Genomic DNA, 13,741 nt, shown 5'->3' on the forward strand with positions numbered 1-13,741 from the left:
GCGAATTATCATCATCATTCCATAGGAGTGGTGGGTTGCTGTTGTCAGAATTTTAAAACCCGCCCAGGAGGCGGGTTTTTCATCACTGCATCTTGGGCCCAAATGAAACGAGGCAGTGATGAGTACATCCCGAGACAATCTATCCAGCGCAGGTGATGCTGGCGCAAAGCCGGCCGCTCAGGCGAATCAGACCGACAACCAGTCATTTTCCTTTGTCGATGCAGAGCACGCCGTGCTTGATTTTTGGCAAAAAAATCAGGTGTTTCACCAGTCACTCCGGCAAACGCAGGACAAGCCTGACTACGTGTTTTACGACGGTCCCCCGTTTGCGACCGGATTGCCGCATCATGGACATCTGGTTGCGTCCACCATCAAAGATGTGATCCCACGTTACTTCACCATGAAAGGCTATCATGTGCAGCGCCGCTTTGGCTGGGATTGCCACGGGCTGCCGATCGAGCACGAAATTGACAAGTCTTTGGGGATGTCGGCCAAGGAGGCGGTCGAGAGTCTCGGGATTGCCCGTTACAACGATGAATGTCGCGGCATTGTGCAGCGCTATACTCGCGAGTGGGAAAAAACCATCACCCGGTTGGGACGTTGGGTCGATTTCGAGAATGATTACCGCACCATGGAGCCCTGGTATATGGAATCAGTGTGGTGGGTCTTTCAGCAGTTGTGGGACAAAGGGCTGGTGTACCAGGGGGAAAAAGTGGTGCCGTTCTCCACTGAGCTTTCCACTGTACTGTCGAACTTCGAGGCCAGCTCCAACTATAAAGATGTGCAGGATCCCGCGGCCACCGTATTGTTCAAACTCGCCGATGAGGAAACGTATCTGGCGGCCTGGACCACCACGCCCTGGACGCTGCCGTCCAATATGGCGCTGTGTGTCGGCAGCGACATTGCTTATGTCAAAGTCCACGATCGCGAGGCAGGGGTCACCTTCTGGGTCGCCGAGTCACGTCAGGAGGCAGTGTGTCACCATCGCGATGTTGAAGTGACGGATCGCTGTCTGGGCAGCCAACTGGCCGGAAAACGCTATCAGCCACTGTTTGATTATTTCGCCGACATGGCACAAGAAGGGGCGTTTCAGGTCCTGGCGGATGATTTCGTCTCGACCGACAGCGGCACCGGGATCGTCCATATGGCACCGGCATTCGGGGAAGACGATCAGCGAGTTGCCAAAGCGCATGGCGTGACCGTGTCACCTTGTCCCCTTGATGAGCGTGGCCGGTTTACCGAAGCTGTTCATGATTACCAGGGCTTGTATGTGAAGGATGCCGATAAGCCGATCCTTCAGGCGTTGAAGTCACGCCAGCAACTCTATCGTCAGGAAACGCTGGTTCACAGCTATCCGTTTTGCCCGCGCTCGGATACGCCGATTATCTACCGGACAGTGCCGTCCTGGTATATCCGGGTCGAACAAATGCGTGACGCGCTGGTCGCGAACAATAATCAGATCAACTGGGTGCCGGAGCATTTGCAACAAGGCCGAATGGGGAAATGGCTTGAAGGCGCGAAAGACTGGGCTGTGTCGCGCAATCGCTACTGGGGTACGCCGATCCCGGTTTGGGTCAATGATGAAACCGGGCAGCAGCGCTGTATTGGCTCGCGCGAAGAATTACAGCGCTATACCGGTGTCTTGGTAGACGATCTTCACCGTGATCATGTGGATACACTGACGTTCACGGTGGAAGGCGAGCCCGGCGTCTATCGCCGGATTGATGAGGTGCTGGACTGCTGGTTTGAATCCGGGGCGATGCCGTACGCGCAGGTGCATTATCCGTTTGAAAACAAAGCACAGTTTGAATCGAATTTCCCGGCCGCTTTCATTGCTGAAGGGGTCGACCAGACCCGGGGTTGGTTTTATACCCTCCAGGTTCTGAGTCAGTGCATGTTCGGACAACCTGCGTTTAAAAACGTCATCGTCAACGGCATTGTGATGGCCGAAGACGGCAAGAAAATGTCGAAGCGGCTGAAGAACTACACCGCGCCGGATATTCTGATGGAAACGTATGGCGCAGATGCACTGCGTCTGTACCTCATCAACTCCGGTTTGGTTAAAGCGGAAGAGCAGCGTTTTACCGATGCCGGGGTGCAGGAAATGGTGCGCCGGGTGTTGCTGCCGTGGCTCAATGGCTACAAATTCTTTGCCACCTATGCGGAGCTGGACGGTTGGCAGTGGTGCGAGTCAGCGAAAGACAGCGATAACATCCTGGATCAATGGATCCTGTCACGTCTGCAAACGCTGACGCAGACGGTCAATGACGAGATGCAGCAGTACCGGCTGTACAATGTGGTTCCGGCGCTGTTTGACTTTATTGAGGAGCTGACCAACTGGTATATCCGTCTCAATCGCTCTCGTTTTTGGGAGGCTGGGATGGACCGCGATAAGGTGCAGGCCTATAGGACCTTGTTCCGCTGCATAGATACCTTTGGCAAGCTGATGGCACCTTTTGCCCCATTTCTATCTGAGCATTTGTATCAGGGGCTGAAGGTGTTTCGAAGCGGTGCGGATGCGCCGATGTCGGTGCATTTGTGCGACTATCCGCAAGCAGAGTTGTCTTTGACCAAACCCGCACTGGAAGCATCGGTAACTCGCTTGCAGCACCTGGTTGCGATGGGACGGCAGAAGCGTAATGATCTGAAAATCAAAGTGAAAACCCCACTGAGCCGGATCACGGTGCTGCACAAGAAAGCAGACGTGCTGGCCGATGTTCAGCAGCTGTCGCGTTATATCCAGAGCGAGCTGAACGTGAAGCAAATCGACTTTAGCGAAGAGGAAGCGGCTTATATTGACTTCTATGCCAAACCGAACTTCCCGGTGCTCGGCAAGCGGTTGGGTAAAGCGATGAAGCAATATACCCGCTTGATCGAAGCGTTGACGGATGAGCAACTGGAGCAACTGCAGGCGCAGGGAAGCATTGAACTGGCGGGCCAGAGGTTTACCGATCAGGAGATCGTTTTGTATCGTCAGGCCAAACCGGGAACCCATGCCGTTTCCAATCGCTTTATCTCGCTGGATGTCGACCCTGAGCTGACGGAAGATCTGATCGCGGAAGGCGCGGTTCGCGAGGTGGTCAGCCGGATCCAGAAGCTGCGGAAACAGTCTCAGTTTAACGTGGACGACCGGATCCGGGTGTCGCTGTATGCGCCAGAACAACTGGCGGGATGGGTCAAGCGCCATCAGGACTATCTGACGGAGGAAACTCTGACCCAGGAGCTGATCTTCAGTGAATCGCCGGATGAACAGTCAGTGTCGTTCAAGACCGAACACGGCCAGATTGCGATTTCAGCTCATGTCCTGGTTAAGAGAGCTGAGTGATTAACGTCTGAACCGGATCATCGGATGGTATCAATCGATTGATTTCATCAGGCAGTTAATAAAAAACCGGAAGTTCAGACTTCCGGTTTTTTGTGCTTGTGTTGGCTGATTGTGGATCAGATGAGTTCAGCCAGCATGGTGTCTGAATATTCAACCAGTGGCTTACCGGTTTTAACCCGCTGCACATAGTCTGGATTAGCGATAAACGGGCGACCGATGGCCAGCAAATCAAATTGATCTTTGGCAATCGCTTCGCTGCCGGATTCAGCAGTATAGCTGCCGACCCCGACCAGCGTTTTACTGTAACGGGCACGGGTATAGGCCGATGCGGTGCCTTCCAGGTAGTCAAATACCGTGCTGTCGTCGAAAATCCCGATATGCACGAAGGCCAGGTTGCGTTGCTCCAGCTGGGCCAGGAAGTAATCAAACACTTGGCGATCACGGGCATCTGTCTCCATGTTGAAGTAGGCTCCCGGAGAAATCCGCAGTGCGGTTCGGTCTGCGCCGATGCGTTCGGCAATCGCATCAACTACGGCGAGCGGAAAACGAGCCATATTTTCCGGTGTTCCGCCAAACTCATCCTCACGCTGGTTGCTGCTGTAGTGCAGGAACTGATCAATCAGATAGCCGTTCGCACCATGGATTTCGACGCCGTCAAACCCGGCATCGATCGCATTGGCGGCTGCCTGGCTGTAATCCGCGATCAGCTGTTCAATTTCTTCATGGCTGGCAGGTTTCGGTACGGTATAGCTGAGCTCACGCATCCGTGGCACGGTGCCTTCGACTTTCACGGCGGACGGCGCCAGCACAAATTCCCCGCCAAAGAAATGCGGGTGGGCCACCCGGCCGGTGTGCCAGAGCTGAGCAAAGATCTTGCCGCCTTTGGCGTGGACGGCGTCGGTCACTTTGCGCCAGCCCGCAATTTGTGCCGGAGAATACAGCCCCGGTGTGTTTGGGTAGCCCTGACCATCCGGGCGGATGATCGTCGCTTCTGAGATGATCAGGCCACTGTCAGCGCGCCGCGCATAGTACGCAGCCATCGTATCTGTCGGGACCAGATCGTCGTCGGCCATACAGCGGGTCAGCGGTGCCATCAGAATTCGGTTTTGCAGGGTCAGGGTATCGTTGAGCGCGTAGGGTTGGAATAGGTTATCAGTCATGGTGGCTTGTTCCTTATATCTTGAATGCCCATTCAAGATAGTATTTTTTGAATTATTGTTCAAGAAAGATTTTTGAACAGTTATTCAAAATGGCTTACAATCCGTATGGAATCATAGTTAAGTACCAGAGATAGCCTATGCGCAGTGCAGAATTTGACCGAGAATATGTTCTTCGGGCGGCAATGGATGCCTTCATTGCAAAGGGATACAGCAAAACCAGTATGAAGGACCTGAAAATAGCCACCGGTTTACATCCCGGTTCGATTTATTGCGCCTTTGAAAACAAGCGCGGCTTGCTGTTGGCCGCATTAGAGCATTATCGTGAAGAGCGTAGCGCGGAATTTGCTGCATTTTTTGAGACGTCCACGTCTGTGATGGCGGCGCTGGAACGCTACCTGGAACACATTGTTGAAGAGTGTGAGCGGGAAGAGATTAAGGATTGCCTGCTGCAAAAGGCATTGAGTGAACTATCTCAGCAGGATGATGAAGTCGAAGCGGTGATCAGTGAGATGCTGAACCAATGGCAGCAGGGGTTCACGGAAAAATTCCAGTTGGCGCAGCAGCAGCAAGAGATTGCAGCTGACAAGGACTGTGAAGCGCTAGCCCAGTTTTTAGTGATGGGGATCTACGGTATCCGGACGGTTTCGCACACCCACCCGCCGAAAGGCGCGTTACACCGGTTGGCTACGCAGTTGCTGAACGCGATTCGTGGTAGCGATCTGTAAGTTGATGTTTTTCTCTTCACTGGCACGTTCGTGTTTGGGTTGATATGGCACGCTGACCATTGAGGGCCTGTCTGCACTCCCTTACAATGCATAGATCAATCACGATAAGATATGAGCGGTGAAACGTGGAATCTGAGCTGAAAGGAACGGAGCTGATCCTGGGTGGCGCACGTTCGGGCAAGAGCAGCCTGGCAGAGCAGCTGGCGACTGACTCCGGATTGCCCGTGATTTATGTCGCAACCGCTACGGCCGGTGACGATGAGATGGCAGCGCGCATTGTTCAGCACCAGTCGCAACGTCCTGCTTCATGGCAATTGGTCGAAGAGCCGCTGGATCTGGCGGCTGTGATCAAGCGCTACAGCCGGCCTGAGAATTGTTTACTGATTGATTGTCTCACCCTGTGGCTGACCAACTGCCTGTGTGCGGAAGGTGCGACCGATGAGGACTGGCAACAATACAAACGCGATTTTTTAAATGCATTATTGCATGCCGAAGGCCGTATTATTCTGGTAAGTAACGAAGTCGGCCAGGGGATTGTGCCAATGGGCGAGCTTTCCCGGCGTTTTGTCGATGAGAGTGGGTGGCTGCACCAGGCCATCGCCCGCCAGGCCGAGCGCGTGGTGTTTGTGATCGCCGGGCTCCCCCAAGTACTCAAAGGACCGGCATGGTAATACCAATCTCAATCAATATCTGACCATTTTTAGTGGCTAAACTTATCAACTGCTGCGTTGGAAATTTTGTAATTAGAGCAACTAGTTACGGCAATTTCCGCCTTGCATTTGGTCATTTTCTCTCACGAAAAAGTAGGTCATTTACTGAATAAGATTGGTGTAAGGAGAACAACATGAATCAGACATTGACCACTCGAATTGATATTTTGCGCCATGGGTTGCCGGAAGGCGATGGTTGCCTGCGGGGCCATACGGATTTTCCGATCACGGCTGCCGGCCTGAAGCAAATGGCGGCGGCTGTCGACGGGTTGGTCGATGTCGAGCAGGTGTTGTCGTCCCCGCTCAAGCGCTGCAGTCATTTCGCCGAGCAATTTGCCGAACGCTTTTCGTTGCCGATTGAGCAACTTGAGGTGTGGAAAGAGATGGACTTTGGTCACTGGGATGGCCAGAGCAGAGATAGCCTCTGGCAATCTCACGGGGAGGTGCTCAGCCAGTACTGGCAGGATCCCTGGCAAAGTACGCCGCATGGTGGGGAAACCTTGCAGGCCTTTGATGCCCGGATTCAGGGGGCCTGGCAGTCGTTGCTGGACAGCCATCGTGGTAAACGGCTGCTTCTGGTGACCCATGCCGGGGTGATGAAGCAACTGCTTCGAATCCTGCTGGAAATGCCGGAGAGTTCCTTGTATTTGCAGCGGCTGGATTTACCTTATGCGGCGCGTTACCGTGTCACGGTTTTTCATGATCAGCATGGTGATAGTTGGCCGCAGATCCAGTGGCCAACGCAGCAGCAATATGAATCTTGGTAAGTCATTCAACGCTGATCAATTCATTGCCGGGTAGGGTAAAACACAATTGCGATAGACAGAATAATCAAGAAGTGAGAATCAAAACATGCAGTTAACGACGCAGGCGTTGATGGTCCAGGGGACCACGTCGGATGCCGGGAAAAGTGTGCTGGTGGCCGGTTTGTGCCGGGTTCTGGCGCGAAAAGGGATCCGGGTTGCGCCGTTTAAGTCGCAAAATATGGCGCTCAATAGTGCAGTGACCCAAGACGGCGGCGAGATCGGCCGGGCGCAGGCGGTGCAGGCTCAGGCGTGCGGCATCGAACCGACGGTTCATATGAATCCGGTGTTGTTAAAGCCGAATACGGACATTGGTGCTCAGGTGATTGTGCAGGGCAAGGCTCTGGCGGACATGGATGCGGTGGGCTATCACGGTTACAAGAAAGTTGTGATGGGGCCGGTAATGGACTCATTTCAACAGCTGCAATCCCAATACCAGACCGTGGTGATCGAGGGGGCAGGCAGTCCGGCGGAAATTAACCTGCGTGAAAACGATGTTGCCAATATGGGATTTGCCGAAGAGGCCGATGTTCCGGTCATTATCGTGGCCGATATCGACCGTGGTGGGGTTTTTGCACATCTTTACGGCACGTTGGCCCTGCTGTCGGAATCGGAACAGAATCGGGTGATCGGGTTTGTGATCAACCGGTTCCGGGGGGATATCAAACTGCTGGCCCCCGGACTTGACTGGCTGGAAGAAAAAACCGGCAAGCCTGTGCTCGGGGTGCTGCCGTACCTGCATGGCCTGATGCTGGAAGCGGAAGATGCGATTAATGTTCAGCAGGTGGCGCCGGCTGCGCAGCAGTTGAAAGTGGTGGTCCCGGTGCTGACCCGGGTCAGTAATCATACCGATTTTGATCCGCTGCGGATGCATCCGCAGGTCGATCTGCAATTTGTCGGTAAAGGTGAGCTGCTACCACCGGCCGATCTGATCATTATTCCCGGCACCAAAAGTGTGCGCAGTGATCTGGCCTTTTTGCGCGAGCAAGGCTGGGATCAGCAAATTGCTCGCCATGTACGCCTCGGCGGCAAATTGATGGGTATTTGTGGTGGTTATCAGATGCTGGGCGAGTCTATTGCTGATCCAAATGGTATTGAAAGCGAATCTGGAGAGAGCCGTGGGCTGGGTTATCTGCAAACCTCAACCGTGTTGGCGCCGCAAAAGCAGCTGAAACGAACCCAGGGCCAGCTGACGATGCCGGATCAGCAAGCGGTGCCGGTGCGCGGGTACGAGATCCACGCCGGGGTGACCGAAGGTGTCCGCTCGGATGCGCCGGTGCAATTGACCGATGGCCCGGATGGACAGATCGCGTTCAACGGCCAGGTGTTCGGGACCTATCTGCACGGCATTTTCGAACAGCGCGAAGCATGTGATGCAATTCTGGCCTGGGCTGGACTAACTGCGACCCAAACCCCGGACTTCGATGTACTCCGCGAGCAGCAGATTGATCGCTTGGCTGATGCGATTGAGCAGCATATGGACTTAGCTAGGTTGTGGCCCCAGTGGCAGGACAAGTTCAGCGCTGTCTGAATATGAATCTACTGTTTGCAGTGTCCAAAGCGGTTTCTTTGCAGGAGCCGCTTTTTGCTCAAAGCGCAACGTTCGCCTTCTGGCTGTCGGTATGTTTGACGCTGGCAGTTTTTCCTTCTCGATGCGACCCGCCGTGTGAGATTCAAATTAAGTATCTTCTGATATACAACCTCATGCGCTGATTTTCCAATGTGTTGATCGTGGGAACGTTCCTCAACTTGCTGATGACCCCACCAAATTAAGCGCCTCCCGGTCGATTTTTGTTCTATCTCGTTGATTGTAATTTATTTTCAAATACTGATTGCACATCTCGGTTGAAGGAGATAAGTTAAAGTCAATTGGAAGTGGTATTTACTGTCAACAAAGTCTGTATATATATATTTACACGTTGGCGGGTGAGAGTAATACGGGAAGTAGAAACATGCATAAAACTGATGACGTACGCATTCGCGAGATTAAAGAACTGTTGCCACCTGTCGCGGTGCTGGAAAAGTTTCCGGCCACCGAAACCGCGTCTGAAACAGTATTTCAGGCCCGACAGGCGATCCACAACATTCTCAATGATGAAGATGATCGACTGCTCGTCATCGTCGGTCCTTGCTCAATTCACGATACGGAAGCGGCACTGGAATATGGTCAGCGTCTGAAGGCGCTGCGTGAAGAGCTGAAAGGGGAGCTTGAAGTCGTCATGCGGGTTTATTTTGAAAAACCGCGTACGACCGTGGGCTGGAAAGGCCTGATTAACGACCCGTACATGGACGGCAGCTTTCAACTGAACGATGGATTGCGGATCGGGCGTAAGCTGCTGCTGGATCTGACTGATAGCGGTGTACCGACGGCGGGTGAATTCCTCGATATGATCACCCCACAGTACATGGGCGATTTGATCAGTTGGGGCGCGATTGGTGCCCGGACGACAGAATCTCAGGTTCACCGTGAACTGGCATCAGGTTTGTCTTGTCCGGTCGGCTTCAAAAACGGTACCGACGGCAACATTAAGATTGCAACCGATGCGATCGGCTCATCCAGTGCGCCGCACCACTTCCTGTCTGTGACCAAGTATGGGCATTCGGCGATTGTATCGACGGCCGGAAATGAGGATTGTCATATCATCCTGCGTGGCGGGAAAGAGCCAAACTACGATGCTGAACATGTATCGGCCATTACTGCTCAGCTGGAGAAAGCCGGCCTGCGCCAGAAAGTGATGATTGATTTCAGTCATGCAAACAGCTTGAAACAGTTCCAACGTCAGATGCTGGTAGCCGAAGATGTCGGTGAGCAAATTGCAGCGGGCAATCAGGCTATCTTTGGGGTGATGATTGAGAGTCACCTGGTTGAAGGGCGTCAGGATATCGTTGAGGGACAAACGGCCACTTATGGTCAGAGTATTACCGATGCCTGTATTGGCTGGGAAGACACAGAGAAGGTATTGCGTCAACTGGCAGCCAGCGTGGCGAAGCGTCGTGAGGCTCAGTAAGCAGCAAATTATTCATAACTGATGGCCAGTCAAGCAAAGCCAGGCATCTGCCTGGCTTTGCTTTTTATCGCAATGCGCCGGAGAAGCGGCGTCGCGCTTTATTCTCAAACAGTTTTCCTGCGCTATTTCTGTTCACTGACTTACTTTGATTGGTATTAGCTAGCGGGTGGGTAGTTTTTGAACATTTCAAACACCTGCTCGTCAATGAATGCTTCCCGGGATGAAGGCGTCATGCTTTCGGTTAACTTGCGCTGCGAGACAGCGCGCCAGACGATTTGGTTGCTCTGGTTGTCGATGAGTTCAACAATCAATTTGCCGTAGGTATATTCGCGATATCGTACAGGCGTGCTGTAGGCTACTCCTATATGCCGATATCCGTAACCGAAGCCGACGCTTGTGCCATAAGATTGAAAATCGGACTGTTGACGAATGTAGTGTTTGACAGTGAGATCGGCATTGTCTCCCTGCTTGAGCCCTTTACTGTGAAGCTGCACGGAAATGGCTTCTTCGACTCGGGAGTCGTCCAGGCTGATTACATAACTGCTGTGGCCCGGTGCAAACTGATAGGTTTTGAATTGATCGTAGTTGATTTGGGTATTGTAGTCCGTGGTTACCGGCGCACTACAGCCTGCCAGAATCAGGGTTAGGAGCAATAATCGAAGAAATGGCAACATAATCGGAAACCTCATGAAATCCTACGATCTAGTATAGCAATCGCACCTGAACGCTTTCTGTCCTCCCGAACAGGGATGGCGTTGACAGACTTTAGGTTTATATCTAATATCGCCATTCGACGATGAGCGAAAGAGTAGGGAAGCATGGGGTGTATTACCGGGTTGGTCGGCGTAGAAATTGATGAAGCGAAGGAGCAGACGCTGGCTGCGGCCGCAAAGGCGATTGCTCATCCTGCGCGCGTCCGAATCCTAAGGATCCTGACCCGGCAGCAAGGCTGTCTGAACAGTGATCTGGTAGGTGAACTGGGACTGGCGCAATCAACGGTTTCTGAACATTTACGGATCCTGAAAGCTGCGGGATTTGTAACAGCAGAATCACAGCCACCGCGAACCTGTTTTACCGTCAACCGGCAGAAGCTGGAAGAATTTCGAGCGCTGTTAGGTTACCTCTAGCGGTGTATATCAGGTCACGGGAGCGTGACCTTTTTTACGAGTTGTCCAATCGTGAATCGACGATTAACTATGTAAGTGCCCATTTGATTCGGTAGACCCACTACGGAATCAAATGGGTATCAAATAAATGCGGATGAACCGCCTCTAACAGTGGTGAAAATATGGGGATTTTTGAGCGCTTTTTGAGTGTTTGGGTCGGACTGGGGATGATTGCCGGTCTGGTTGGGGGCTCGCTTCTGCCTGAGCTATTTACATTTCTGGGTGAGCTGCAATATGCGCAGATCAATTTAGTGATTGCTGTGCTGATCTGGCTGATGATTTACCCGATGATGATGCAGGTTGATTTCAAGGCTGTGGCGGATATTCGCCGTCGTCCGAAAGGCCTGGTGATTACCTTGGCGGTAAATTGGCTGATCAAGCCATTTACCATGGCCTTGCTGGCGATGTTTTTTATGCGCCATGTGTTCGGTGACTGGATCTCGGCCACCCTGGCAGAAGAGTACATTGCCGGGATGATCCTGCTGGGGGTTGCACCGTGTACCGCGATGGTGTTTGTCTGGAGCCAGCTGACCAAAGGAGATGCGAACTACACGTTGGCCCAGGTGGCAGTGAATGATCTGATCATGGTGGTTGCCTTTGCGCCAATTGCAGCGTTTTTGCTGGGGGTGACTGAAGTCACAGTGCCTTGGGACACGCTGTTGTTGTCTGTCAGTTTATTTGTGGTGGTTCCTCTGGTCGCTGGTGTGCTCACGCGTCATTTTGTCCGCAGTGCCGAGAAGCTGGATAAGATATCAGCGACCATGAAACCGATGTCGATTGGTGGCCTGGTAGGCACCGTGATCCTGTTGTTTGGTTTTCAGGCCCAAACCATTCTGGATAATCCGGTCGACATCGTATTGATTGCGATCCCATTGTTGATCCAAACCTATCTGACGTTTGCGGTTGCTTATATTTGGATGAAGAAGTGGCAACAGCCGCATTGTGTTGCGGCGCCGGGCAGTATGATCGGGGCATCAAACTTTTTTGAGTTAGCAGTTGCGGTAGCGATTAGCCTGTTCGGTATTCATTCAGGGGCTGCGCTGGCCACCGTGGTTGGTGTGTTGGTTGAAGTACCGGTGATGCTCTCACTGGTGGCTTATGCCAACCGAACCAAGCGGCAATTCGAGTCGAGCGCGGCTTGAAGGCTTGGCTGAATCCGAGATAACCAGAAAAAGCGCCAGCCTGCGGGCAGGTGCTTTTTCGTATGGGTTGACTGTCATTGTCATTAAAACTCTGCGGCGAGCTGGAGGGTGACGGTATCGGCTGATTCACCGGTACCACCCTCAGAGGCCTCATAGTCCTGATCCCTTGCCCACTCTAAAGATACGGCGGTGTTGTCCTGCACATTGACAGAAAGTGCTGCCAGCATCCGCTCCTCAGGGAGCTCCAGCGGAAGCGCCTCATCGGTCCCTTGATAGCCAAGCGCGATCGTTGCATGACGTTGGTTGATCATAAAATGGTAGCCCAGCTCCAGGTTCCAGGCGCTGGGCTTGGCACCATTTAAATTAAACATCAGCACATTGGACTCAAATTCACTCAGTGCCGATGTGTACTCGCCGATCATGGAAAAGGGGCCGGTGTCCACTTTGGCAAACCAGTTCCAGCCGGCGGTGTAGTCATTGACATTGGGGCTACTCAGGACATTTTGCAAAGTATCAGAATCTCCGATGTCATTGAGATAGCTCAGTTCGCTGAGGAAAATTGTATCGGCAGCCTCTGTCTCCAGTCCGAACTGGACACCCCAGTTGTTGATATGATCATTGCCGTCCTCTTTGTTGGTACCATTGAATACAAAGACACTGGCATAAAAGTCGCTTTGGGCGACGCCGGCCAGGAACGCAGTGTCTCTGGTCTCGGACATATCTGAAGTGAGTGTGCTGGAAACCATATGGGTCTCAAATACCCCGAATGGCAGATAAAACTGGCCTCCGGACAGATACCATGGGGCACGGGGCGGGGAGATATGGATCGCTGCAACATCGATTTCCAAATCGGTGCCATCTTCTTCATACAGGAAAATGACTTCGCCATGAACCCAATCGCTAATATCGGCAGTGATCCCCAGCTCAGCGGTGGCCAGGACGAGATCACTGGTCGAGTCGCCGAGATACGGGCGATGATAGCCGGCTTCTACCTCGATGAGACCACTGATACTGACGTGTTGGGTCCAGCTGTTTTCTAAAGCTGAACTATAGCCATCGGATTCTTGAGCAGCCAACTGTTGTTGGAGGTTTTCGATACGGCTTTCAAGCTCGGACAGGCGTTGCTCAGAAGCGTTGGCGTAACTGGCGGAAAATAGACTGGCGATAGAGAGTATTGTGGCAATCGTCTTCTTCATTGCTCGATCCCTGATATCTAAATAATGCGCAGGATTATCTAGCCACACAAAAAATGAGGTTGCTTTGTATTTGTTATGTATATGAAGTCTAGAACAGCAAGCACGATGGACCAGTGTTATGGTGCTGAGACTGAGTATCAATGTTAAGACTTTCAGGGAAAAAAGCACTTGTTCGACATGCAACCTACGGAATTGGATGGAATGCCAGGTTTCTGGGTTTTAGCGTTTATCAAGAGATGAGTGTGCTGCCAGTTCGAATCCGTCATTGAATTTAATGGAGCGGGCAGGATGTTGCTGTAGTTCAATCACGGTTTTATCACAGTCCGGGAACAGGCAATAGATGGTGTATTCACGATGTAAGCCGTTCTCGATGAAGGCGTCGAGAATCATTTTGTTATCAGCGTTCAGAGCTCGTCCTTCCACCTCAACTACTCGCGGATTGATATAATCTCAATATAGTGAAGGCTCGTTGCCTGCGTGTATCATGGCTAAGACGTTTGGCGCCA

The 13,741-nt window shown here is 52.5% G+C and carries 12 protein-coding genes; 8 read left to right on the forward strand and 4 right to left on the reverse strand.

The annotated features are described in order from the left end of the window. Positions 1-118 precede the first annotated feature (118 nt). On the forward strand, positions 119-3,325 hold the full coding sequence (gene ileS, locus NNL38_RS23560; RefSeq protein WP_255391307.1) for an isoleucine--tRNA ligase: 3,207 nt from the start codon (positions 119-121) through the stop codon (positions 3,323-3,325). Positions 3,326-3,441: 116 nt separating this feature from the next. On the opposite strand, the gene NNL38_RS23565 is transcribed toward ileS, so the two are convergent. Then, positions 3,442-4,485: an alkene reductase gene (locus tag NNL38_RS23565; RefSeq protein ID WP_255391308.1), complete on the reverse strand. Its 1,044-nt coding sequence runs from the start codon at positions 4,483-4,485 to the stop codon at positions 3,442-3,444. 137 nt (positions 4,486-4,622) lie between these two features. Here NNL38_RS23565 and NNL38_RS23570 point away from each other — a divergent pair, with 137 nt between their 5' ends. The 5 genes from NNL38_RS23570 to aroG all read left to right on the forward strand — a co-directional run bounded on the left by NNL38_RS23570 (position 4,623) and on the right by aroG (position 9,731). Continuing rightward, on the forward strand, positions 4,623-5,210 hold the full coding sequence (locus NNL38_RS23570; protein ID WP_255391309.1) for a TetR/AcrR family transcriptional regulator: 588 nt from the start codon (positions 4,623-4,625) through the stop codon (positions 5,208-5,210). A gap of 125 nt (positions 5,211-5,335) precedes the next feature. Beyond that, complete coding sequence (gene cobU, locus NNL38_RS23575) at positions 5,336-5,881, forward strand: bifunctional adenosylcobinamide kinase/adenosylcobinamide-phosphate guanylyltransferase (protein ID WP_255391310.1); 546 nt, start codon at positions 5,336-5,338, stop codon at positions 5,879-5,881. Positions 5,882-6,054: 173 nt separating this feature from the next. Next, positions 6,055-6,687, forward strand: coding sequence for a histidine phosphatase family protein (locus NNL38_RS23580; RefSeq protein ID WP_255391311.1), 633 nt, complete (start codon positions 6,055-6,057; stop codon positions 6,685-6,687). Positions 6,688-6,772: 85 nt separating this feature from the next. Continuing rightward, entirely contained in the window at positions 6,773-8,254 is a 1,482-nt protein-coding gene (locus NNL38_RS23585; RefSeq protein ID WP_255391312.1) for a cobyric acid synthase, read from the forward strand. Positions 8,255-8,675: 421 nt separating this feature from the next. Next, complete coding sequence (aroG, locus tag NNL38_RS23590) at positions 8,676-9,731, forward strand: 3-deoxy-7-phosphoheptulonate synthase AroG (protein ID WP_255391313.1); 1,056 nt, start codon at positions 8,676-8,678, stop codon at positions 9,729-9,731. 155 nt (positions 9,732-9,886) lie between these two features. Here aroG and NNL38_RS23595 read toward each other — a convergent pair whose 3' ends face one another. Then, positions 9,887-10,405 (reverse strand): DUF4136 domain-containing protein, encoded by a 519-nt coding sequence (locus NNL38_RS23595; protein WP_255391315.1) that lies wholly within the window; start codon positions 10,403-10,405, stop codon positions 9,887-9,889. 144 nt (positions 10,406-10,549) lie between these two features. Between NNL38_RS23595 and NNL38_RS23600 the strand changes: the two genes are divergently transcribed. Continuing rightward, positions 10,550-10,858 (forward strand): ArsR/SmtB family transcription factor, encoded by a 309-nt coding sequence (locus NNL38_RS23600; protein ID WP_255391316.1) that lies wholly within the window; start codon positions 10,550-10,552, stop codon positions 10,856-10,858. A gap of 161 nt (positions 10,859-11,019) precedes the next feature. Further along, positions 11,020-12,039: an ACR3 family arsenite efflux transporter gene (gene arsB, locus NNL38_RS23605; RefSeq protein WP_255391317.1), complete on the forward strand. Its 1,020-nt coding sequence runs from the start codon at positions 11,020-11,022 to the stop codon at positions 12,037-12,039. Between the two features lie 83 nt (positions 12,040-12,122). On the opposite strand, the gene NNL38_RS23610 is transcribed toward arsB, so the two are convergent. Together NNL38_RS23610 and NNL38_RS23615 are read right to left on the reverse strand one after the other, a co-directional pair. Further along, positions 12,123-13,235: an LbtU family siderophore porin gene (locus tag NNL38_RS23610; RefSeq protein ID WP_255391318.1), complete on the reverse strand. Its 1,113-nt coding sequence runs from the start codon at positions 13,233-13,235 to the stop codon at positions 12,123-12,125. Between the two features lie 219 nt (positions 13,236-13,454). After that, positions 13,455-13,658: a hypothetical protein gene (locus tag NNL38_RS23615; protein ID WP_255391319.1), complete on the reverse strand. Its 204-nt coding sequence runs from the start codon at positions 13,656-13,658 to the stop codon at positions 13,455-13,457. Between the last annotated feature and the right edge of the window lie 83 nt (positions 13,659-13,741).

It is taken from the genome of Photobacterium atrarenae, assembly GCF_024380015.1.
Taxonomy (GTDB): Bacteria; Pseudomonadota; Gammaproteobacteria; order Enterobacterales; family Vibrionaceae; genus Photobacterium; species Photobacterium atrarenae.